At 69.0% G+C, this 20,514-nt stretch carries 19 protein-coding genes; 3 read left to right on the forward strand and 16 right to left on the reverse strand.

From position 1 onward, the window contains the following. Positions 1 to 138: 138 nt before the first annotated feature. Positions 139 to 1,560, reverse strand: a complete 1,422-nt coding sequence (locus tag ASC66_RS12685; protein WP_055840030.1) for an HNH endonuclease signature motif containing protein — start codon at positions 1,558 to 1,560, stop codon at positions 139 to 141. 443 nt (positions 1,561 to 2,003) lie between these two features. Between ASC66_RS12685 and ASC66_RS12690 the strand changes: the two genes are divergently transcribed. Continuing rightward, the gene (locus ASC66_RS12690; protein ID WP_055840033.1) at positions 2,004 to 2,756 is read left to right on the forward strand and encodes a putative endonuclease domain-containing protein; all 753 of its coding nucleotides are present in this window, start codon (positions 2,004 to 2,006) and stop codon (positions 2,754 to 2,756) included. On the opposite strand, the gene ASC66_RS12695 is transcribed toward ASC66_RS12690, so the two are convergent. Further along, the gene (locus tag ASC66_RS12695) at positions 2,731 to 4,017 is read right to left on the reverse strand and encodes an MFS transporter (RefSeq protein ID WP_082492307.1); all 1,287 of its coding nucleotides are present in this window, start codon (positions 4,015 to 4,017) and stop codon (positions 2,731 to 2,733) included. The two genes, ASC66_RS12690 and ASC66_RS12695, sit on opposite strands and share 26 nt — an antisense overlap. Positions 4,018 to 4,107: 90 nt before the next feature. Between ASC66_RS12695 and ASC66_RS12700 the strand changes: the two genes are divergently transcribed. After that, positions 4,108 to 4,791: a GntR family transcriptional regulator gene (locus ASC66_RS12700; protein ID WP_055840035.1), complete on the forward strand. Its 684-nt coding sequence runs from the start codon at positions 4,108 to 4,110 to the stop codon at positions 4,789 to 4,791. Here the strand turns inward: ASC66_RS12700 and ASC66_RS12705 are convergent. From ASC66_RS12705 to paaA, 10 genes are all read right to left on the reverse strand, one after another. Further along, complete coding sequence (locus ASC66_RS12705; RefSeq protein ID WP_055840037.1) at positions 4,788 to 6,833, reverse strand: ABC transporter ATP-binding protein; 2,046 nt, start codon at positions 6,831 to 6,833, stop codon at positions 4,788 to 4,790. The genes ASC66_RS12700 and ASC66_RS12705 overlap by 4 nt on opposite strands. 2 nt (positions 6,834 to 6,835) lie before the next feature. Next, positions 6,836 to 8,572 (reverse strand): ABC transporter ATP-binding protein, encoded by a 1,737-nt coding sequence (locus ASC66_RS12710; RefSeq protein WP_055840039.1) that lies wholly within the window; start codon positions 8,570 to 8,572, stop codon positions 6,836 to 6,838. Between the two features lie 77 nt (positions 8,573 to 8,649). After that, a complete protein-coding gene (locus ASC66_RS12715; RefSeq protein WP_082492308.1) occupies positions 8,650 to 9,498 on the reverse strand; it encodes an endo alpha-1,4 polygalactosaminidase in 849 nt (282 codons plus the stop codon). Continuing rightward, the gene (locus ASC66_RS12720; RefSeq protein ID WP_055840041.1) at positions 9,495 to 9,995 is read right to left on the reverse strand and encodes a MepB family protein; all 501 of its coding nucleotides are present in this window, start codon (positions 9,993 to 9,995) and stop codon (positions 9,495 to 9,497) included. The genes ASC66_RS12715 and ASC66_RS12720 overlap by 4 nt, the downstream gene beginning before the upstream one ends. 63 nt (positions 9,996 to 10,058) lie before the next feature. Then, complete coding sequence (locus ASC66_RS12725) at positions 10,059 to 10,850, reverse strand: enoyl-CoA hydratase/isomerase family protein (RefSeq protein WP_055840043.1); 792 nt, start codon at positions 10,848 to 10,850, stop codon at positions 10,059 to 10,061. A gap of 14 nt (positions 10,851 to 10,864) precedes the next feature. Continuing rightward, the gene (gene paaE / locus ASC66_RS12730) at positions 10,865 to 11,983 is read right to left on the reverse strand and encodes a 1,2-phenylacetyl-CoA epoxidase subunit PaaE (RefSeq protein ID WP_055840045.1); all 1,119 of its coding nucleotides are present in this window, start codon (positions 11,981 to 11,983) and stop codon (positions 10,865 to 10,867) included. Next, positions 11,983 to 12,501 (reverse strand): 1,2-phenylacetyl-CoA epoxidase subunit PaaD, encoded by a 519-nt coding sequence (gene paaD / locus ASC66_RS12735; RefSeq protein WP_055840047.1) that lies wholly within the window; start codon positions 12,499 to 12,501, stop codon positions 11,983 to 11,985. The genes paaE and paaD overlap by 1 nt, the downstream gene beginning before the upstream one ends. Beyond that, a complete protein-coding gene (gene paaC / locus ASC66_RS12740) occupies positions 12,495 to 13,262 on the reverse strand; it encodes a 1,2-phenylacetyl-CoA epoxidase subunit PaaC (RefSeq protein WP_055840049.1) in 768 nt (255 codons plus the stop codon). Before paaC ends, paaD begins: the two co-directional genes overlap by 7 nt. Then, the gene (gene paaB, locus ASC66_RS12745; RefSeq protein WP_055840050.1) at positions 13,259 to 13,567 is read right to left on the reverse strand and encodes a 1,2-phenylacetyl-CoA epoxidase subunit PaaB; all 309 of its coding nucleotides are present in this window, start codon (positions 13,565 to 13,567) and stop codon (positions 13,259 to 13,261) included. The genes paaC and paaB overlap by 4 nt, the downstream gene beginning before the upstream one ends. Then, on the reverse strand, positions 13,564 to 14,541 hold the full coding sequence (paaA, locus tag ASC66_RS12750) for a 1,2-phenylacetyl-CoA epoxidase subunit PaaA (protein WP_235496891.1): 978 nt from the start codon (positions 14,539 to 14,541) through the stop codon (positions 13,564 to 13,566). Before paaA ends, paaB begins: the two co-directional genes overlap by 4 nt. Before the next feature lie 115 nt (positions 14,542 to 14,656). Between paaA and ASC66_RS12755 the strand changes: the two genes are divergently transcribed. Continuing rightward, on the forward strand, positions 14,657 to 15,286 hold the full coding sequence (locus ASC66_RS12755) for a TetR/AcrR family transcriptional regulator (protein ID WP_055840054.1): 630 nt from the start codon (positions 14,657 to 14,659) through the stop codon (positions 15,284 to 15,286). Between the two features lie 231 nt (positions 15,287 to 15,517). On the opposite strand, the gene paaZ is transcribed toward ASC66_RS12755, so the two are convergent. The 4 genes from paaZ to ASC66_RS12775 are packed head-to-tail and all read right to left on the reverse strand — an operon-like array spanning position 15,518 to position 20,413. Then, the gene (paaZ, locus tag ASC66_RS12760; protein WP_055840056.1) at positions 15,518 to 17,584 is read right to left on the reverse strand and encodes a phenylacetic acid degradation bifunctional protein PaaZ; all 2,067 of its coding nucleotides are present in this window, start codon (positions 17,582 to 17,584) and stop codon (positions 15,518 to 15,520) included. Further along, complete coding sequence (locus tag ASC66_RS12765; RefSeq protein ID WP_055840058.1) at positions 17,584 to 18,474, reverse strand: 3-hydroxyacyl-CoA dehydrogenase family protein; 891 nt, start codon at positions 18,472 to 18,474, stop codon at positions 17,584 to 17,586. The genes paaZ and ASC66_RS12765 overlap by 1 nt, the downstream gene beginning before the upstream one ends. Then, on the reverse strand, positions 18,471 to 19,229 hold the full coding sequence (locus ASC66_RS12770) for an enoyl-CoA hydratase/isomerase family protein (protein ID WP_055840061.1): 759 nt from the start codon (positions 19,227 to 19,229) through the stop codon (positions 18,471 to 18,473). Before ASC66_RS12770 ends, ASC66_RS12765 begins: the two co-directional genes overlap by 4 nt. Continuing rightward, entirely contained in the window at positions 19,229 to 20,413 is a 1,185-nt protein-coding gene (locus ASC66_RS12775; RefSeq protein WP_055840063.1) for an acetyl-CoA C-acyltransferase, read from the reverse strand. The genes ASC66_RS12770 and ASC66_RS12775 overlap by 1 nt, the downstream gene beginning before the upstream one ends. Positions 20,414 to 20,514: the final 101 nt, after the last annotated feature.

The raw sequence follows: 20,514 nt of genomic DNA on the forward strand, positions 1-20,514 counted from the left end.
GCGGTGGCCCCTGTTCGGGGTCAAGTGCACACGCCGCGCACGTCCGTCCTGCGGGCCCTGCCGGGGAGGCTGCCGTGGACTGGGCTGCCGCCTTACGCGACGTTACGCGTCGCGCTACTCGACCGGCGGCGAACGTGATCAGAACGGTGCGGTGTTCGGGTAAGCGGTGGTGGTTTCGACAGGCTCAAACAGCGGGGGCGGCTCAACCAGCGGGGGCGGGGCTGGTGACTGGTCGGGCGGAGGTCTTCGGCTGCTGGGCGGGGCCGGATGCGTGTCGTAGGTGCGGCCGGCCGGGCTGGTCCAGCGGAGCCCGCCGTCGCCGATCTGGTGCACCCGCCAGCGGGAGTTGTGCTTGAGCCGGTGATGCTTCTTGCAGAGCACCGCCAGGTTGCACTCCTCGGTGAGCCCGTCGTGCTCGAAGGGGTGGGTGTGGTCAATCTCGCAGCGCTCCGCCTTGCGGGTGCAGCCCGGGAAGCGACAGATTTGGTCCCGGTACAGGATCCAGCGGCGCAACGCCTTCGTCATCGTGTATTTGCTTGGATCGAGCTGGAGCGGACTGTTGTCGACCGGGTCGACGAGGATGCGGTGCAGGGTCGGGGCCTCGGCGGCCAGCCGGCGGGCGGTGTCGGCGTCGATCGGTCCGTAGCCGTGCAGCTCGCCCGGCTCCTCCGACTGCCCGATCAGGGTCGCGTACGGGATCGTCAGCTTCGGCACGGCCACGAAGACTTCGGGGCGGGAGAACGCCAGACCCGGCATCCGCGACCTCGAGGTGCCCTCGGTTTTGACATTCTCGGACGGTGTTGGTGGGAGCAGCAGCAGTTCCGCGGCGATGTCCGCCTCCAGCTGGGCGTGCGTTCCCGGGCTCAGCGCCGCCTCGGTGTCGGCGAGGTGAGCGGTGTCGAGGGCCTCGTGTTGGGCTTGGTCGGCGAGGTGGCTGATCCGTTCGGTAATCGCGATCGCCTTCTCCGCCTCCAGGTGCAGATGCAGCCACGCCATGCCGTCCGCGGCGGGTTCGAACCAGAGCCGCCGCTCCGTGCGGCCTTGCGCCGCCCGCAAAGTCAGGGAGTCGGGGTGGAGGCGCTCCCGGAGCCGGGCCGCCGTGCGCCGGAACGCGGTCGGGGTCTGTGTCGCCGCCTTCAGCAGTGCTTCGGCTTCGAAGCGGGCGTGAAGCTCCGGCGGGAGGGTGACGGCCTGGGCGAGGATCTCGCGCACGTGGCGTTGCCCGGCCGTGCCGGCCGCGAGAGCGGCCAGGCTTCTGGTGAAGACAGTGCCGAGTTGCTTGGCCTCGTAGATGAGTCCCGTCATGGTGCGCTCGTGGACGCGGAGGACCAGGGCGAGCTCTGAGGTGATGCTGCGGAGGGCGAACTCCTCCTCGATGCGGCGGGTCCGGCCCATGGGGTCGGCGGTCGCGACGGCGCGGGAGCGGGCGGTTTCGATGAAGCGGTACTGCTCAGCTTGGATGGCTCCGGCTTGGGCGACGCCCGAGGCCAGGCCGGTGAGGCACTGTGTGATGACCGGGTCGGTGGCCGATCCGGGAAGCTGCACCACTGCTTCGCTCATGACTAGAGCGTCTCATCGACCACCGACACGGAAGCCCGCAAACAGGCCCGGAATCAGGGGTTATCCACAGGCGGAGCGGACCGTGACCTAACCGTGACCTTCGGGGTTTCGACAGGCTCAACCAGCGGAGTATCCGGTGGTGTCAGGGTCGCTGGCGCTCCCTCACGCCAGCGTGGGCAGGAGCGGGGAGTTCGGGGGTGTCAGGGCTTCGGTCGCTGGCGCTCCCTCAAGCCAGCGTGGGAGCAGGGCGGGGTGTTCGGGGGTGTCAGGGCTTCGTGGGCAGGGGCGGGGTGTTCGGGGTGTCAGGGCTTCGGTCGCTGGCGCTCGCTCAAGCCAGCGTGGGCAGGGGCGGGGCGGAGCTGTTTCGGCACGCTCGAGCAAGGGCAGCGGTGGGTGTCGGTGGGGCGGCGTAGGGTGCTGGCAGACGCGAAGGGAGCGAGAAGATGGTCGCCGTGCGATTCCGCTGCGGGCACGGGGCAGCTGCCGCTGACGACGGGGTGCTCACGCTGCAACGAGCGTGCCCGCTCTGCATGCTGATCGCCGAAACGCACCGATCGCGCGAGGAACTCCTGCGCAAGGTCATCGCGCCGGAGCGTGAGGCGCTCGCCAGGGAGACCCGTGTCGGCGCCGAGTACAGCTGGGTATGCCCCCGCGGCCACGACCGCTACCGGGCGACCGTTCTGGCGGTGCTCAGCGGGCCGAGCTGCGCCAAGTGCATCCGAAACGCCGCGACCGTGTCGCCGGAAGCCGGTGTCGCCTCGATGAACCCCGGGCTCCGCACCCGCACATCGCTCACAGAGCAGCGACTGCGCATGCTGCTCGCCGAACGCATCACGCTCCCCCACGGTGTCAACACGATCCGCCTGGCGCGTATGTTCTATGGCAAACAGGAAGCCTGGCCCGACATCGTCATTCCGGCGCTGCGGATAGCCGTCGAGTACGACGATCCAGGACGCAGCCGGCGGGCCCATCGCGGCCTCAAGGCGGCATCCGATCGGGAGAAGGACGATGCGCTGGCAGAGGTCGGGTGGGAGGTGATCCGCATCCGCGCCGGCGGCCTGGAATCACTCGGGGCCAACAGCGTCGTCTGCGCCACGCTCAACGCGGGCGCCGTCGATGCGGCCATCGCCCGGATGCGGGAGATCCGCGGCGACGCCGCCGTCGACGCGATCAGCGTGCCACAGCCGCAGCCGTAGCGGCACCAGCCGTGGCTGGACCGGTCGTGGCGGGCCCACCAGTGGCGGGCGGCGCAACAATGACGTCGTGATCGCGGCGCGGTACGAGCGGGATCGCGAGCATGGGGGCGATCGCCACCGCCGCGAATGCGAGCGGGAAGCCGATGACGCCGATCAGTGCGCCGACCACGGGCCCGACCGCCGTGGCCGCGATGTACTGCCCGGTGTTGTGGATGCCGAATGCGCGGCCGGCCCAGGCGCTGCCAGCTCCCTCCGCCACCGAGGTGAAGGTGAGGCCGTTGTCGGCGACCGTGATGGTCGATGCGATGACCAGCATCAGCGCGACCACGACCGCCGCGCCGGGCAGCCACGCGGCGACGCCGCCGAGCAGCACCATCGCGGCCGCGGCGGCCAGTGCCACCAGCCGCAGCAACCACACCCTGCTTCTCGCCTTGTCGCTGACGGCGCCGAGCACGATGCGCCCCATCGCCCCGACGAATTGGGCGGCGGCGATCGCGATTCCGGCAGCGAGCGGGGTCCAGGCGAGATCCGACACCAACCACACCAGGCCGAATGTCGTGAGCGTGAACTGCGGAATCACGAGCAACAGCGCGACGGCGTGGATCCGCCAGAGGAAGCCGCTGGCGCGATACGGCGACACGGGCGCCGGCGCCGCCGCCGCATTCGCTGCGGTCGCGCGCGGCGGGTTCACGATTCCGAGCCAACAGGCGACGGCGAGCACCGCGAGCAGGGAAAGGGGCGGCAGCACGGCGCTCGCGATGCCCCCGCCGGCCGCCAACGTCGGAACCGTCAACGCGGCGACGGTGACGCCGAGCGGCTGCGCGATCTGGCGCACGCCCATCGCGAATCCGCGACGATCCCGGTCGAACCAACCGACCACGACCCGCCCACTCGCCGCATTCGTGCTCGCCGCCGCCATGCCACAGAACACGAACATGACGCCGAGCATCGGCACGCTGCCGCTGAACATCACGCCCGCCGTGGCGACGGCGGTCAGGGCGAGGCCGAGCGCCAGCACGATCCGTTCCCCGAACCGGTCGGCGATCGCTCCCCAGGCGACGAGCGTGATCACCAAGCCGAGCGTCGGGGCGGTCGCCAGTGCACCCGCCTGGGCGAGGCTCAGTCCGAACTCCGCCTGCAGCTGCGGGATGAGGAATGCCGGAACGCTGACGATGATCGTGCCAGAGGTTTGCGCCGCGACCCCGAGCGCCAGCATGCGCCACGGGCGCACCCGGCCGCCGCGCACCGACACTATCGTCATGGACTTCCTGCTTCCTCGTCACCTGCACCGCTTTGGTATACCAATCAGGTATACCATTAACGGGACGACGCGAATTGCGAGGGAGTCACGATGACCCAGACGAACCAGATCTACGCTCAGCTGCGCCAGGCGATCCTCACCCTCGAGTTGCCTCCCGGCTCCCCGATGACCGAACGTGAGCTCGAAAGCGAGTTCGGCGCATCGCGGACCCCGGTGCGTGCCGCCCTCCTGCGACTCGACACGGAAGGCCTCGTGCGGCGGCAGGGCCGCGGATTCATCGTCGCGCCCCTCGACCTGGACGAGATCGGGATGCTCGCGGAACTCCGTGAGGCGATCGAGACGGCCGCGGTGCGGCTGGCCGTCGCCCGCGCATCCGAAGACGACATCGCGGCGCTCCGTCAGCTGGTCGAAGACGAGCGCGCCAGCTCAGAGGCCGACCGGGTGCTGAATGCAAGCAGCGCATTTCATGCGCAGCTCACCCAGCTCTCCGGCAACACGCTCATGGCGGAGTCCATCGGCGGTGCGATGGCCAGACTCGCGCGCACCCGCTGGCTGGAGACCCAGAGCAGCCAGTCGCGTGAGAACGCCTGGCGCGAGCACCTCGAGATGATCGAGGCGATCGAGGCCCGGGATGCCGACAGGGCGGCTGAGCTGGTCGGAGCCCACATCCGGGGCACGACCGAGAGGCTCGTCGCACTGCTCAATGACGAGCGCCAACGCCTGCGCGGCGCGGGCATGGCGATCGTCGGCCGCGATGCGGTGAGCCGGAGCTAGACCGGCTCCCCCGCAGCCTCCGGCACGGCGTCCGCATCTGCCTCGTCCAGCTCGCCGCCGAGGAACTGCGCCTGATACAGGTTGAAGTAGGCGCCGCGCGTGGCGAGCAGCTGCTCGTGGTTGCCCTGCTCGACGATGCTCCCCTGTTCCATGACGAGGATCGTGTCCGCATCCCGGATCGTCGAGAGCCGGTGGGCGATGACGAAGGAGGTGCGGTCGGAGCGGAGCACCGCCATGGCCTGCTGCACGAGCAGCTCCGTGCGGGTGTCAACCGACGACGTCGCCTCGTCGAGGATCAGCAGTGATGGATTGGCGATGAACGCACGCGCGATCGTGATGAGCTGACGCTCGCCCGCCGAGACGCTGCCGCCGTCGGCATCCAGCACCGTGTCGTAGCCGTTCGGCAACTGGCGCACGAAACGGTCGACCATCGTCGCCTTCGCGGCCGCGACGACCTCGTCGTCGCTTGCGTCGAGCCGGCCGTAGCGAATGTTCTCCCGGATGGTGCCCTCGAAGAGCCAGGCGTCCTGCAGCACCATCCCCACCTGGGAGCGCAGCTCCGCCCTGGAGAGGGTGTGCACATCGACGCCGTCGAGCAGGATGCGCCCCCCGGTGAGTTCGTAGAAGCGCATGACCAGGTTCACGAGGGTGGTCTTGCCCGCGCCGGTCGGCCCGACGATCGCCACCGTGTGGCCCGGCTCGGCCGAGAAGGAGAGGTCGTCGATCAGCGGCACATCGGCGCTGTAGCGGAAGGATACGTGGTCGAACTCGACGTGACCGTCGGTCGGCTCCGGAAGCTCGGCGGTCGCCGTGTCGGCCTCCTGCTCATCGGCGTCGAGCAGCTCGAAGGTGCGCTCGGCCGAGGCGACACCCGACTGCAGCATGTTGGCCAGGCTCGCCATCTCGCTGATCGGCTGCGTGAACTCGCGGGAGTACTGGATGAACGCGGTGGCATCACCGAGCGTCATCTGACCGGATGCCACACGCAGCCCGCCCGCGACGGCGATCATCACGTACGAGAGGTAGGAGACGAAGGTCATCGCCGGCATGATCATGCCCGAGACGAACTGGGCGCCGAATGAGGCCGCGTAGAGCTTGTCGTTGCGGCTGTCGAACTCCTCGAGCATCTCCTTGTCGCGGCCGAAGGCCCGCACGATCTCCTGGCCGGAGAAGGTCTCCTCGATGTGACCGTTCAGCGACCCCGTGTTCTTCCACTGCGCCGCGAAGAGCTTCTGGGAGCGCACACCGATCACGCCGGCGATGATGGCCGAAAGCGGCAGCGAGATCAGCGCGATCAGCGCCAGCTGCCAGGACACGATGAACATCATCGCGGCGATGCCGACGACCATGAGCAGCGACTGCACGAGTTGGGAGAACGCCTGCTGCAGCGCAGCCTGCACGTTGTCGACGTCGTTCGTGACGCGCGACATCAGGTCGCCGCGCTGGCGGGTGTCGAAGTAGCTCAGCGGCAGCCTGTTCAGCTTCTCCTCGATGTCTTGACGCAGCTTGTAGACGATCCGCATGACGAGGCCGTTGAGGATGAAGCCCTGTGCCCACATCAGGAAGGAGGCGACGAGGTAGAGACCGAGCACGATGAAGATCAGGCGGGAGAGCTCGGTGAAGTCGATGCCCTCGCCCGGAACCACCGTTGTGCCCTGCAACATGTCGGCGAACTGATCATTGCCCTCTGCCCGCAGGCCGGCGATGACCTGGTCCAGCGTGAGGCCGGCCGGCATCTGCATGCCGAGCACGCCGTTGAAGATCACGTCCATCGCCTCGCCGAGCACCCTCGGCGCGATGACGGTGAAGATCACCGAGATGATCACCAGCAGCACAACGAAGGCCATCTTCACGCGCTCCGGCCGGAGCAGGCCGAGCAGGCGCTTGGCCGACGGCCAGAAATGCTGCGCCTTCTTCGCCGGCGCACCGCCGAACATGTCGCCGTCTGCCTCGCTCGGCGCGTACTCGTACTCGAGCTCGTCGATCACGTCGGGCGTGGCCGGCGTTGCGGGGGTCTTCTTCTGTCGATCGCGCTTGGCCATGGTTACGCCACCTCCTCGACGCTGAGTTGAGACTGCACAATCTCGCGATAGGTTTCACTGCTCTCGAGCAGTTCGTCGTGGGTGCCTCTGCCGACGATGACGCCGTCGTTGACGACGAGGATCTGGTCGGCATCCGTGATCGTCGACACCCGCTGGGCCACGATGATCACGGTCGCGTCGCCCGTCGCATCCGCGAGCCCGGCCCGGAGCCGAGCATCGGTGGCGACATCGAGCGCCGAGAAGGAGTCGTCGAAGAGGTACACCCGCGGCTGGGCGACAAGCGCCCTCGCGATGCACAGGCGCTGTCGCTGACCGCCGGAGACGTTCGTTCCGCCCTGGGCGACGACGGATGCCAGCCCCTTCTCCTTCTCGCGCACGAAGTCCTCCCCCTGGGCGACCCGCAGCGCCTCCCAGAGTTCCGCGTCGTCGGCATCCACCCGGCCGAAGCGCAGATTCGACGCGACCGTGCCGGAGAACAGGTACGGCTTCTGCGACACGAGCCCGACGACGCTGGAGAGCTGCGCGCGGCTCAGATCGTTCACGTCGACACCGTCGATGAGAACCTCACCCTGCTGCGGGTCGTAGAGCCGCGGGATGAGGTTGATCAGCGTGGTCTTGCCGGCACCGGTGGATCCGACGATCGCCGTCGTCTTGCCCGGCTCGGCCGTGAAGCTGACGCCGTCGAGCACGGGACGCTCTGCGCCGGGATAGCCGAAGGTGACATTGCGAAACTCGACCTTGCCGTGACGTGGGGTCGGCAGCTCCGGACCGGTTGCCAACTTCTGACTGGATTCGGTGTCAAGCACCTCCCCGATGCGCTCGGCGCAGACGACGGCACGCGGGATCATCATGACCATGAAGACACCCATCATGACGGCGGTCAGGATCTGCAGGAGGTACTGCAGGAACGCCGTGAGGGATCCGACCTGCATTTCCCCGGCGTCCACACGTTGCCCGCCGAACCAGAGCACCGCGGCAGTGGCCAGGTGCAGGATCATCATGATGATCGGGAACATCAGCACGAAGATATTGCCGACCTTGACGGACACCCGGGTGAGTGACTCGTTGGCGAGACGGTAGCGCTCGGACTCGAACGGCTCGCGCACGAAGGCACGCACGACGCGGATGCCGATGATCTGTTCCCGCAGCACGCTGTTGATGCCGTCGATGCGGTCCTGCATCTGGCGGAACAGCGGCATCAGAAGGTAGACGAGGATGCCGACGATGAGGAAGAGCAGGGGAACGGAGACCCAGAGCAGCCAGGACAGGCCGGGATCCTCGCGGAGGGCCATGATGATGCCGCCGATGCACATGATCGGCGTCGAGACCATGAAGTTGAGCGTCATCAGCACGAGCATCTGCACCTGCTGCACGTCGTTCGTGCCGCGTGTGATGAGGGTTCCGCTGCCGAAGCGGTTGAGTTCGAGCGCACCGAGCGAGTCGACCTTGCGGTACACCTCGCGGCGGAGGTCGCGCCCGATGGCCATGGCCGTGCGCGCGCCAAAGTAGATCCCGCCGATCGCGGTGAAGACTTGCACGAAGCAGACCATGAGCATGGTCATGCCCGTGGACCAGATGAAGTCGGTGTCGCCGGTCGCGATGCCGGTGTCGATGATCTGGGCGTTCAGGCTCGGTAGGTAGAGCGCGGCCATGGTGGAGATCAGCTGCAGTACGACGACCGCGGTGATCCAGACCTTGTATGGCTTCGCATGCCGGAGCGTGAGGGAGAGCAGAACCACGTAAGAGACCTCACTGTGACGGCGATCGGGGGGACTTTTTCACCCTACAACGCAGCACCGACAGGGTGCCATCCTCCTCAGGGAGGATCCTGGCACTGCCCGTAGGCGTAGCCGGCGCGGTCGGGAGTGGCGAGTGGCCGGTCTCGCAGAATCGTCAGCGGGGCGCGATCCGCTGAGGCGCACACGACATCGAAGCCCGTCGGCAGATTGTCCGTGTACTCGATCTGGAGTACGTGCTCCCCGTAGACGTCGCGGTAGGCGGCGCACTCGCCGTACGCCGCGCACCCCTCGGCCACGGCGAAATCGAAGCCGATCTCCCGTCGCCCGACGTCGGCCATCTCCGCCGCATTCTTCTGCCCGATCGCCAGCCCCTCCTCGTGGGCGCGTCGCACATACATGCCGGCCAGGGCGAAGACCCCTGCCTGCGTGACACGGCCGCTCGCGGCATCCGTGAATCGACTTGCGATGTCGAGGTTGTCGAGGTCGACGGCGTCGAACCCCTTCTCGGCGCACTCGCTGATCAACGGAGCGAGAATGGCGAAGATGGCCAGGCGCGACGATTCGGATGACGGGTCGAGGATGTACTCATCCGGCCAGTTCGGGTCGATCACGACAGCGCCGTCGCCGTCGCGCAGCAGGAGCTCACCGCGCTGCTCCGTCCACAGCTCCGCCTCGCCGGGTTGGGTCTGGAAGCCGTTCACGTAGCAGATGTTGTATGCGCCGGGCAGGGGTTCGGCCGTCACATCGCGCACGACGACGGCTGCGGCTTCGCTCGGGGCGTATGCGCCGCCCAGTTGATAGTCGAAGCCTCCGCTGCTCGGAGGCAGGCGGACGGCGGTTGCGGCATCCGGCGCGGTGTTACACGCCGTCAGTGCGAGCAGACAGAGCGCTGCCAGCGCGAACGACCGTGTGCGGCTCGCGCTCACTGGGGAACCGAAGAGGCGCTCGCGATGGTCTCGAAGTATCGCTGCTGCCACTGCTGCGTGCGCCTGGCCTGGGCGTTCGTCGTGGTCGACCACGATGGATAGAGCCGGAAGCCACGCTTGCCGCCCGCCCCGGCGACGGAGAGGACGCCGTGTTCGCGCAGCGCCTCCCTCGGGAAGGTGAACAGTCCGAGCCGGGCGCCGTCACGCACGATCACGAGCAGCAGCTCGGTGTCGCCCTCGACGGCGAACGGCCGGGTCGTTCCATCGTCTGCGCGTTCCCACACCGCGACGAAGAGTCCGACCTTGCGTGGCGTGACCCGCCCGATCCGGAGCCGAGCCGTGCGCCCGTCGATGGTGAGCTGCTGCGCGCCGTAGTCGGCGTTCGTCGCATCGGCGTGGATCTCCGAGCACAGGGAGTGCCTGGCGCGAAGCACGCGCATCACCGTCAGGACATCGGCGGGCAGCTCGGAGCGGAGGGAGGCGTCGTGGATGGTCACAGTGCTTCAGGCTAGCGCGAGCGACCCCGGCCACATTCCGACGCCGACCGTTCCGATCGCCGCTCAGCGGGCCGGCGTCGGCGCGGCGCCGGTGAATACCGGGCGGCGTTTCTCCTGGAACGCCGCGAAACCCTCGCGGTAGTCGTCGCTGGCGCAGAGTTCCCCCTGGGCGGCGTTCTCGTCGGCGAGGGAGTCCCAGAGTCCGATCCGCTCGTCGCGGAGGCGCGCGACGAGCGCCTTGCTCGCCAGGAATGCATTCGTCGCACCCGTCGACACCCGGGTGACGCGTTCGCGGGTGAAGGCGAGCAGCTCGGCCTCCGGCACGACGCGGCTGAACAGGCCGGCCGCAACGGCCTCCGTCCCGCTCATCAGTTCGGCCGTGTAGATCAGGTCGAGCGTGCGGTGCGCGCCGAGGCGCTCGACGAAGAGGGCGTGGCCACCCGAGTCGAGCGTCGCACCGAGATTTGCGAACGGGGATCCGATCTTGGCCGTGTCGGCGACGTAGACGACATCCGTGGCGATGAGCAGGCCGAGCCCGACACCGAGACAGGCGCCGTGGGCCGCGGCGAAGGTCGGAGCCGGGAACGCGGCCAGGCGGCGGAGCAGCGGCGTGACGACTCCGTGCAGGTAGCCGTGGGCGTCATCCGTCGCCGGGTCGACCGCCGAGATGTCGCGCCCGGCGCAGAACGCCCGCCCCTCGCCGCGCAGCAGCAGCGCCCGCACGCCGGCGGCCTCCGCCGCGTCGAGCGCGCCGGAGAGCCCCGAGATCGCAGCCTCGTCGAGGGCGTTGAGTTTGGCCGGGTCGTTCAGGACGATCTCGGCGACACCGCCGGAGATGCTGCATTCAACGGGCATGATGCTCCTTACGCTCACACGTCGTAGTTGACGCTGACCTTCTCGCTGGTGGGTACGGCCTGACAGGTGAGCACGTAGCCGCGGGCGAGCTCCTCCGGCTCGAGCGCGTAGTTCTCGGCCATCTCGACGGTGCCGCCCGTCACGACGGCTCGGCAGGTGCCGCACACTCCGCCCGCACAGGCGAACGGCACGTCGCCGCGGACCCGCAGCGCGGCGTTGAGGATCGACTCGTTGCTGTGGACCGGGCTCGTCACCGTCGCCGTTGTGCCGTCGAGCACGAAGGAGATGGTGTGCACCTGGTCATCATCGCGCGGCGTCACGGGGCGCCCGGTCTGGCCGGTCGGGTTGTCCGGGCGGTCGCTCGTGAAGAGCTCGTAGCGAATCGCCGACACGTCGACACCCAGCTCGGCGAGGGTGTCGCGGCAGAGCTGCACCAGGTCGAACGGGCCGCAGATGAACCACTCATCGACATCGGCCGGGCTGATCAGGGCGTCGAGGATGGCGCGCACCTTGTGGGCGTCGAGGCGCCCGGAGAGCAGCTCGGAGCTGCGGCGTTCCCGGGTGAGCACGTGGTAGAGCGCCAGCCTGGACGGGTAACGGTCCTTCAGATCGGCGAGTTCGTCGACGAACATCGTGTCCATCGCGGTGCGGTTGGAGTAGACGAGCGAGAAGGTGTTGCCTGGCGACGCCTTGAGGGTGCCCTCGATGAGTGCCATCACCGGCGTGATGCCCGAGCCGGCGGCGATCGCGACGTAGTGTGCGTTCGCGCGCACCGGGGGCCGCGCGGTGAAGCGTCCCTCCGGGCTCATCACGTCGATCGTCATCCCCGGGCCCAGATTCTCGATCGCCCAGGCGGAGAAGAGGCCGCCGAGGTCGCGTTTGATCGCCACCTTCAGTTCGCCGACGACGGGGGCCTGGCAGATGGAGTAACTCCGGCGCACCTCCTCGCCCCCGAGCGAGGTGCGAATCGCGATGTACTGACCAGGAGCGTAGTCGTACTTGCCGGCCAGCTCCTCCGGCACGGCGAAGCTGACCTCGATCGAATCCGCCGTCAGGTGGCGCACCCCGGTCACGGCGAGCGGATGAAAGCTCGCGCGACGTCGGGTCGTGGCGGTGGTCGCGGTCTCCGTCATCAGTGCGCCTTGAAGTAGTCGAACGGCTCGTGGCAGCGCTGGCACTCATACAGCGCCTTGCACGAGGTTGAGCCGAAGCGCGAGACCTCCCGGGTGTGCAGCGACCCGCAGCGCGGGCAGCGGATGCCGAGCCCGAGGCTCACGGCGCCGCCCGGTTGACGCGGCGCGGGGGCCGCGATGCCGTACTCCTCGAGCTTCGCCCTTCCCGCATCGCTCAGCCAGTCGGTGGTCCAGGCCGGGGCGAGCACAACGTCCACCCGCACTCCGGTGTACCCGTGCAGCGTGAGGGCGGTCACGATGTCGTCGCGCATCGCGTCGACGGCCGGGCAGCCGGAGTAGGTCGGGGTGATCTGCACGATGACGGTGTCCGCGGAGACGGAGACGCTGCGGAGGACCCCGAGGTCCTCGATCGTCAGCACCGGGACCTCCGGGTCGCACACCGTGGCCGCGATCGCCCAGGCGGCGCGGTCGGCGGCGTTCGTCGGGAGCGGCCGGGCCTCGGTCTCGAGCGTCACCATGATGCTCCCGGGTGCGCGCGGGCGAGCACCTGCATCTCGGCGAGCAGCGGGCCGAATGCCTCGGAGTGCACGCCGTCGCGGCCACCGCCGCGGGCGGGCGCCGCCGTGGGCACGCTCAGGCCGGCATCCGTGATGAGAGTGGGAACCAGCGCGTCGAACGCTGCTCGCATCCGCTCGGAATCCGCGGCGATTCCGGGGAGGGCGCCGGCCTGGGGCTCCTCGCGGAAGAGTTCGTCGGCGAACGGCCACATCGCATCGAGCCCGCGCTGCATCCTGCGGTGCGATTCCTCCGTGCCGAGGCCGAGTCGCAGCAGCCACTGGGTGCTGTGGTCGAGGTGGTAGTCGACCTCCTTGACCGCCTTGGCCGCGATGGCCGCGAGCGTTGCATCGGCCGACGCCATCAGCTGGCGGTAGAGCTGGTCGAAGTAGACCGAGGCGATGAGTTGGCGCGCGATGGTCTGGGCGAAGTCGCCGTTCGGCTGCTCGAACAGCTGCCGGCAGCGGAACTCGGCCTCATCGCGGAAGTAGGCGAGATCGTCTTCGCTCGTGCCCAACCCCGAGCCGGCATAGCCGAGCAGCCCACGGGCATGGCCGAGCAGGTCGAGTGCGATGTTGCCGAGGGCGATGTCCTCTTCGATCTCCGGCGCGCTCGCGATCCACTCCCCCAGCCGCTGCGCCAGAATCAGCGCGTCGTCGCCCAGCCCGAGGGCGTACTCGGCGACAGCCCGGTCCGTTCCGGCCTTCTTCGGCTGAACGCTCATAGGTGCGGCACCGATTCTGAGGCCGTGTAGTAGCTGGCGTGGCGGTAGTCCTTGCCCTGTGGCGACTCGAAGAACGCGCCCTTCGCGTCGGGGTCGGATGCCGTGATCGCCGCGGCGGGCACGACCCACACCGAGACGCCCTCACCGCGTCGGGTGTAGAGGTCACGCGCATTGCGGACGGCCATGATCTCGTCCGGCGCGTGAAGCGAGCCGGCGTGCACATGGGACAGGCCGCGGGAGGAACGGATGAACACCTCCCACAGCGGCCACGTCTCGCGTTGTCCTGAGTCTCCGGGGCTGGTCATGATGCGATCCTCTGCGTCTGCTGTTCCGCTCGGATGGCGGCCTGCTTGTCGGCGTAGGCGCGGGCGGCCTCTCGCACCCATGCGCCACCCTCGTGAGCGTCCCTCCTGCGGTTGACGCGCACCGTGTTGGCCTGGCCGCGCCCCGCCAGCACCTCGTGGAACTCCTCCCAGTCGAGCTCACCGAAGTCGTAATGGCCGCGCTCCTCGTTCCAGGCGAGGTCGGTATCCGGCAGGGTGATGCCGAGGATCTCCGCCTGCGGAACGAGCATGTCGACGAAGCGCTGGCGCAGCTCGTCGTTGCTGAACCGCTTGATGTTCCAGGCCATGCTCTGCTGGGAGTTCGGCGAATCGGCGTCAGGCGGCCCGAACATCATCAGCGCCGGTGCGTACCAGCGGTTGACCGATTCCTGCGCCATCGCCCTCTGCTCGTCGCTGCCGTTCATCAACGCGAGCAGGATCTCGAATCCCTGGCGCTGGTGGAACGATTCCTCCTTGCAGATCCGCACCATGGCGCGGGCGTACGGCCCGTAGGAGGCGCGGCAGAGTGGGACCTGATTGCAGATCGCCGCGCCGTCGACGAGCCAGCCGATCGAGCCCATGTCGGCCCAGCTCGGGGAGAGGTAGTTGAAGATCGACGAGTACTTGGCGGTTCCCGTGATCAGCTGATCGAACATGACCTCCCGGTCGACGCCGAGCGTCTGGGCGGCGGAGTAGAGGTAGAGCCCGTGGCCGGCCTCGTCCTGCACCTTGGCCATCAGGATCGCCTTGCGCTTCAGGCTCGGCGCCCGGGTGATCCAGTTGCCCTCCGGCTGCATGCCGATGATCTCGGAGTGGGCGTGCTGCGAGATCTGACGGACGAGCGTCTTGCGGTAGGCGGCCGGCATCCAGTCGGTCGGCTCCACCCGGGTGTCCGCCGCGATGATCTCGTCGAAGCGGGCCTGACCCGCCACATCGACGTCGACTGCGCTGTTCACGGGAGGCCTCCTTGCCACGTCACACAATCGGGGAATGCACTTACCGATCGTTCAGTAAAACTATCACGCCGAATCACGCCGATCAAGATCGGCCGTCGGATAGAGTCGAGTTCTCATGACTTCCTCAGCAGAGACCGCATCGCCGGGCGGCAATGGTCGGAGCGGCCGGGCCCCATACGACCTGCCCGCCGTGCTGGACATCGCCGTCGCCGCGTTCAACGACTACGGCTACGACGCCACGTCGATGGGGCTCCTCGCGGAACGCCTCGGCACGAGCAAGTCGGCCGTGTACTACCACGTGAGCAGCAAGGAAGACCTGCTGCGGATGGCGCTGGAGCGCGCGCTCGGCGAGCTCGAGGCCATCCTGGAGCAGCCGGCCGCGCAGACGGGTGCGGCCGATGAGCGCCTCACCTTCGTGCTGCGCAGCGCCGTGCGGGTGCTGACGGACGAGTTGCCCTACGTCACCCTGCTGCTGCGCCTCCGCGGCAACACCGAGCTCGAACGCGAGGCGCTTGCCCGGCGACGCGCCTTCGACAACGCGGTCTCCGCGCTCGTCGAGCAGGCACGCAGCGACGGCACGGTGCGCGCCGACGTCGACGCGCGCACGACGACGAGGCTGCTCTTCGGCATGATCAACTCGATCGTGGAGTGGTACAAGCCGGGCGGGGCGCTCAGCCAGGACCAACTGGCGGATGACGTGATCACGGTGGCCTTCGACGGCATCCGCGTGCACCCGGGCAACTAACGGGATTCTCCGGGCGTGGGCCGTCGACCGGGGACTCGTGCATAGTTGCGGAGCATTTCACTGCGTGGAGGCTCCCGCTTGGTGCGCGGATCCGCCCTGAGTTTCCGTGGAGGGTGTGGCCCGGGCAGCCGGGGCGACCGGATCCCGCACGGAACTTGGCTTCGGGGGCTGCCTCGTTCCTCGGCTGCTCCCTCGAGCCAGCGTGGGTTTCTCGGGGGCGGCCCGCTGCAACTAGTCCTTCGCGACCAGCGTCAACACGTCGTAGCTCGCGACGATCTCGTCGTTCTGGTTCGTCAGCACCGCGTCCCAGCGCACCTCGCCGTACTCGTCGGTCTCCCGCGGCGTGATCTGCTTGGCGGTCAGCGTGACGCGCACCCTGTCGCCCGGCGAGACCGGCGTGATGAAGCGCAGATTCTCGAGGCCGTAGTTGGCGAGCACGGGGCCCGGTGCCGGGTCGACGAAGAGTCCGGCCGCGAAGGAGAGCAGCAGGTAGCCGTGCGCCACCCGCCCGGGGAAGAACGGGTTGGCCGCAGCGGCCTCCTCGTCGGTGTGGGCATAGAAGGTGTCGCCCGTGAATTCGGCGAAGTGGCCGATGTCCTCGAGCGTGATCTCCCTGGCCTCCGAGGCGACGGCGTCACCGATGCGCAGCCGCGACAGCGGCTTCCGGAACGGGTGCTCATCGCCCGCGACGCTGGGCGCGCCGGAACGCCACTGCCCGGTGAGCGCGGTGAGCACCGCCGGGGAGCCCTGCACCGCCGTCCGCTGCATGTAGTGCAGCACCGAGCGGATGCCGCCGAGCTCCTCGCCCCCGCCCGCACGGCCGGGCCCGCCGTGCACGAGGTGCGGAACCGGAGAACCGTGCCCGGTGCTCGTGCGCGCGACGCTGCCGTCGAGCACCAGCACGCGGCCGTGGAAGGGCGCGATGCCGCCGAACAGGGCGGCGACGGTGTCCGGATCTGCGCTGGCGATCGTGGCGACGAGCGAGCCGCCGCCCCTGTTCGCCAGGCGCACGGCATCCGTGACGCTGTCGTAGCCGATCAGCGCGGCCACGGGTCCGAATGCCTCGATGTCGTGCACCGCGTCGGCATCGGCATCGTCGAAGCGCAGCAGAACCGGCGACATGAATGCCCCGTCGGGTGCGGGGGCGACGGTGCCATCGATGTGCAGCACGGCCGGACGGTCCAGGGTGCCCCAGGCGATCTCCCCGCCGCCGGCGAGCAGCGCCGTGATGCTCTTCTGCACCTCGGCGAGCTGATCGAGACTGGCCAGCGGCCCCATCGTGACACCCTCCGCGCGTGGGTCACCGAGCACGACGCGCTGCTCGAGCCGCGCCCCGACCGCCGCCGCGACGGCGTCCATGCGCTCCCGCGGCACGATCACGCGCCGGATGCTCGTGCACTTCTGGCCGGCCTTCGCGGTCATCTCGGTGACGACGGATGCCACGAATGCCGTGAACTCGGCCGTGTCGGGAGCGGCGTCCGGGCCGAGGATCGCGGCGTTCAGAGAGTCGGTCTCGCAGCTGAGGCCGACCCCGATCTCGAGCACGTGGGGGTGGCCGGAGAGGGACCTGGCCGTGGAGGCCGAGCCCGTGAAGCTGACCTTGTCGCGCACATCCAGCTCATCGAGGAAGCCACGCACCGAGCCGGTGATCAGCTGCAGCGAGCCCTCCGGAAGCAGGCCGGAGTCGATGATCGCCCGCACGCAGGCCTCGGCGACGAACGCCGTCGGCGTCGCCGGCTTGACGATGCTCGGGACGCCGGCGAGGAAGGCGGGCGCGAACTTCTCGAGCATGCCCCAGACCGGGAAGTTGAATGCGTTCACCTGGAAGGCGACGCCTGGCACCCTGCTGTAGATGTGCTGGCCGCCGAAGGAGCCGTCGCGGGCCAGGTTCTCTGGCGCCCCGTCGACGTAGACGGTGCTGTTGGGCAGTTCGCGGCGCCCCTTCGAACCGTAGGTGAAGAGCACGCCGATGCCGCCGTCGATGTCGATCATCGAGTCACGCCGGGTGGCCCCGGTCTGGTCGCTCACCGCGTAGAGCTCGTCCTTGAGGGCGTTGAGGTGGCCGGCGATCGCCTTGAGGATGAGCGCGCGCTGGTGGAAGGTCAGTTCGCCGAGGGCCGCCTGGCCGACCGAACGTGCGTAGTCGATCGCCCCGGCCAGGTCGACTCCGTCGGCGCCGACGTAGGCGATGAGATCCCCGGTGGAGGCATCGCGCACGGGGACTCCGCTCTCCGGCGCCCACCATGCTCCCTGCAGGTAGCTCGAGAGCACTCGAGTTGTGGTGTCTGTCGTGGTCATCAGTGATCCTTCGTGGGTTGCAGCTCATCTGCGGATGTCGGCTCCGGCCAGGTGAAGAAGCCCTCGCCGCTCTTCCGCCCGAGCAGCCCTGCGGCCACCTTCTCGCGCAGCAGCGCGGGTGGGGCGAAACGCTCGCCGAGGGTGCCGTGCAGGTACTCGGCGATCCCGAGCCGCACGTCGAGGCCGACGAGGTCGGTCAGGTGCAGCGGGCCGATCGGGAACTTGTAGCCGAGCACCATGGCGGTGTCGATGTCGGCGGCCGATGCGACGCCGTCCTCGAGCATGCGGATCGCCTCGAGGGCGACGACGACGCCGAGCCGGGAGCTGGCGAAGCCCGGCGAGTCATTGACGACGATCGGGGTCTTGCCGATCGTGTGCACCCAGTCGCGCGCGGCATCCGTCGTGGCATCGCTCGTCTGGGCGCCTCGAACGATCTCGACCAGGGTCGAGCTCGGCACCGGGTTGAAGAAGTGCAGTCCGCAGAATCTCTCCGGCCTGGCGAGGCGGGCGGCGAGCAGTCCGATCGACAGCGAGGAGGTGTTCGTGGCCAGCCAGGCGTCGTCGGCGAGAACGGCCTCCACCCGTCCCAGCATGGCGATCTTCAGCTCCGGGTCCTCGGGAACGGCCTCGACGGCAAGTCCGACCCCGGCGAGCCGCTCCACCTCGGTCGTGACGGCGCAGCGCTCGAGCAGGGCCACGGCATCCTCGCCTGTGCTGCCGCGCTCGACGCTGCGGCGCACGGCCGATGCGAGGGTGGCCAGCGCGCGCTCGGCGGCCTCGGCATCCCGTTCCAGGATGACGGTGCTCGCGCCGGCGAGCAGGAACGCGTGGGCGATGCCGACACCCATCCGGCCGCCGCCGACGACGCCGACCTCGTTCGGAACGGTCATCGCTTCGTCCTCGCGTTTCTGCTCTCGAGGAATGCGGTCATCCTGGCGAACTTCTGCTCCGACTCGAACAGCACCGCCTGGGCCTCGTTGTCGGCCAGCGGATGCGCGTCCCGTGGGGCGCGCATCAGCGCCTTGGTGTACTGGAGCGCGAGCGGGTCCGCGGCCATGATCCGATCGGCCAGCGCGTGCGCCGCCGGGATCAGGGCGTCCGCGTCGTGCACGTCCGTCACGAGCCGAACCGCGAGCGCTTCCTCCGCGGTCAGGATGCGTCCGGCCAGCAGGATCTCCTTGGCCAGCGGCTCCCCCACCAGCTCGGCGAGCCGCCAACTGGCGCCGGCCGCGGCCGCGATGCCGAGGCTCACCTCTGGGTTCCCGATCCTGGCCGTGGTGCTCGCCACGCGAAAGTCTGCGGCGTAGGCGAGCTCGGCCCCGCCGCCGAGTGCCCAACCGTCGATCGCGGCGATCACGGGGAGGGGCAGGGCGGCGATCCGCACGAACAGGGCGGAGTTGATTCCGGCCAGTGCATCGTCGCTCCGGCGTTCGCGCAACTCGGCGATGTCGGCGCCGGAAGCGAATACTCCGCCCGTTCCCGAGAGGATCAGCACCCGGGGGCGCTGTTCGAGATCCGAGCAGACGGCGTGCAGCTCGTCGACCATGGTCTGGTTGATCGCGTTCTTGGACTCCGGTCGGTTCAGGCGGATGTGCAGGCGGTCGGCGGCATCCGTGTCGACCAGCAGGCTCCTGTACTCCGCCATCAGACGGCCTCGATCGCGAGCGCCGCACCCTGGCCGACACCGACGCACATGCTGGCGAGGCCCCTGGCTGCGCCCTCCCGCTGCATGCGGCCCAGCAGGGTGACGAGGATCCGGGTGCCCGATGCGCCGAGTGGGTGGCCGAGGGCGATCGCGCCGCCGTCGGCGTTGACGATCTCCTCGCGCAGCTCCAGTCGGCGCATGACGCCGATGGCCTGCGTCGCGAAGGCCTCGTTGAGCTCGATCGCGTCGAAGCTCGACAACTCTGAGCCGGTCCGCGCCATGAGCTTCTCGATCGCCGGCACCGGGCCGAGGCCCATCACCTCGGGCGAGACGCCCGCGGATGCCCCACCGATCACGCGGGCCCTCGGCGACAAGCCCAGGCGCGCGATCGCGGATTCGCTGGCGACGAGGATGGCGGCTGCGCCGTCGTTCAGCGACGACGCGTTGCCGGCCGTGACCAGCATTCCGCCCCGCACCACCGGGCGCAGGCCGGCGAGTGCCTCCATCGTGGTGGTGGAGCGCGGACCCTCATCGGCGGTGAAGCGTCCGCTCGGCGTCTCCACGGCGACCAGCTCCTCGTCGAATCGACCGGCGGCCGCCGCCGCGACGGCCCGCTGGTGCGAGCGCAACGCGAAGGCATCGGCGTCCTCTCGGCTGATGCCTTCCTGCACCCCGACCTCCTCACCCGTCTCCGGCATGGTGAAGGTGTACTTGTCGCGGGCGGCGAGCTTCGGGTTCGTGAAGCGCCAGCCGATGGAGGTGTCGACGATCTCCCCCGGCTTGGCGAAGGCCTTCTCTGGCTTCGCGAGCACCCACGGCGCGCGCGTCATCGATTCCACACCGCCGGCGATGACGACATCCGCCTCACCAGACTTCACCATGCTCGCGGCCAGGTGCACGGCGGAGAGGCCGGATGCGCAGAGCCGGTTGACGGTGATGCCCGGAACCGTGACGGGCAGGCCGGCGAGCAGAGCAGCCATGCGTGCGACGTTGCGGTTGTCCTCGCCGGCCTGGTTCGCGGCGCCGAGGATGACGTCGTCGATCGCTGCCGGGTTGACTCCAGTCCGGGCGACGAGCTCGGCGATGACCAGCGCGGCCAGATCGTCCGGGCGTACCTGGGCCAGCGCTCCCCCGTATCGGCTGATCGGGGTGCGCACTCCGCCGACTACAAATGCTTCCGCCATGGCTCCGTCACCTTGTCGCGAACCTACTGACCGTTCGTTCTGTACAGCGTGCCATGCGTGGTGCATCGCGTCAACCGGCCGCGCAACTACTTACCGATCGT

The sequence above is a fragment of the Leifsonia sp. Root4 genome (assembly GCF_001425085.1).
GTDB lineage: Bacteria > Actinomycetota > Actinomycetes > Actinomycetales > Microbacteriaceae > Microterricola.

What these genes read in the sequence shown, in the direction of transcription:
- ASC66_RS12705 (WP_055840037.1), bottom strand. Translation starts at nt 6,833, where the DNA reads ATGGCCAAGCGCGATCGACAGAAGAAGACCCCCGCAACGCCGGCCACG.
- ASC66_RS12725 (WP_055840043.1), bottom strand. Translation starts at nt 10,850, where the DNA reads ATGCCCGTTGAATGCAGCATCTCCGGCGGTGTCGCCGAGATCGTCCTG.
- paaE (WP_055840045.1), bottom strand. Translation starts at nt 11,983, where the DNA reads ATGACGGAGACCGCGACCACCGCCACGACCCGACGTCGCGCGAGCTTT.
- ASC66_RS12685 (WP_055840030.1), bottom strand. Translation starts at nt 1,560, where the DNA reads ATGAGCGAAGCAGTGGTGCAGCTTCCCGGATCGGCCACCGACCCGGTC.
- ASC66_RS12765 (WP_055840058.1), bottom strand. Translation starts at nt 18,474, where the DNA reads ATGACCGTTCCGAACGAGGTCGGCGTCGTCGGCGGCGGCCGGATGGGT.
- paaD (WP_055840047.1), bottom strand. Translation starts at nt 12,501, where the DNA reads ATGGTGACGCTCGAGACCGAGGCCCGGCCGCTCCCGACGAACGCCGCC.
- paaZ (WP_055840056.1), bottom strand. Translation starts at nt 17,584, where the DNA reads ATGACCACGACAGACACCACAACTCGAGTGCTCTCGAGCTACCTGCAG.
- paaC (WP_055840049.1), bottom strand. Translation starts at nt 13,262, where the DNA reads ATGAGCGTTCAGCCGAAGAAGGCCGGAACGGACCGGGCTGTCGCCGAG.
- ASC66_RS12690 (WP_055840033.1), top strand. Translation starts at nt 2,004, where the DNA reads ATGGTCGCCGTGCGATTCCGCTGCGGGCACGGGGCAGCTGCCGCTGAC.
- ASC66_RS12700 (WP_055840035.1), top strand. Translation starts at nt 4,108, where the DNA reads ATGACCCAGACGAACCAGATCTACGCTCAGCTGCGCCAGGCGATCCTC.
- ASC66_RS12755 (WP_055840054.1), top strand. Translation starts at nt 14,657, where the DNA reads ATGACTTCCTCAGCAGAGACCGCATCGCCGGGCGGCAATGGTCGGAGC.
- ASC66_RS12695 (WP_082492307.1), bottom strand. Translation starts at nt 4,017, where the DNA reads ATGACGATAGTGTCGGTGCGCGGCGGCCGGGTGCGCCCGTGGCGCATG.
- ASC66_RS12770 (WP_055840061.1), bottom strand. Translation starts at nt 19,229, where the DNA reads ATGGCGGAGTACAGGAGCCTGCTGGTCGACACGGATGCCGCCGACCGC.
- paaB (WP_055840050.1), bottom strand. Translation starts at nt 13,567, where the DNA reads ATGACCAGCCCCGGAGACTCAGGACAACGCGAGACGTGGCCGCTGTGG.
- ASC66_RS12775 (WP_055840063.1), bottom strand. Translation starts at nt 20,413, where the DNA reads ATGGCGGAAGCATTTGTAGTCGGCGGAGTGCGCACCCCGATCAGCCGA.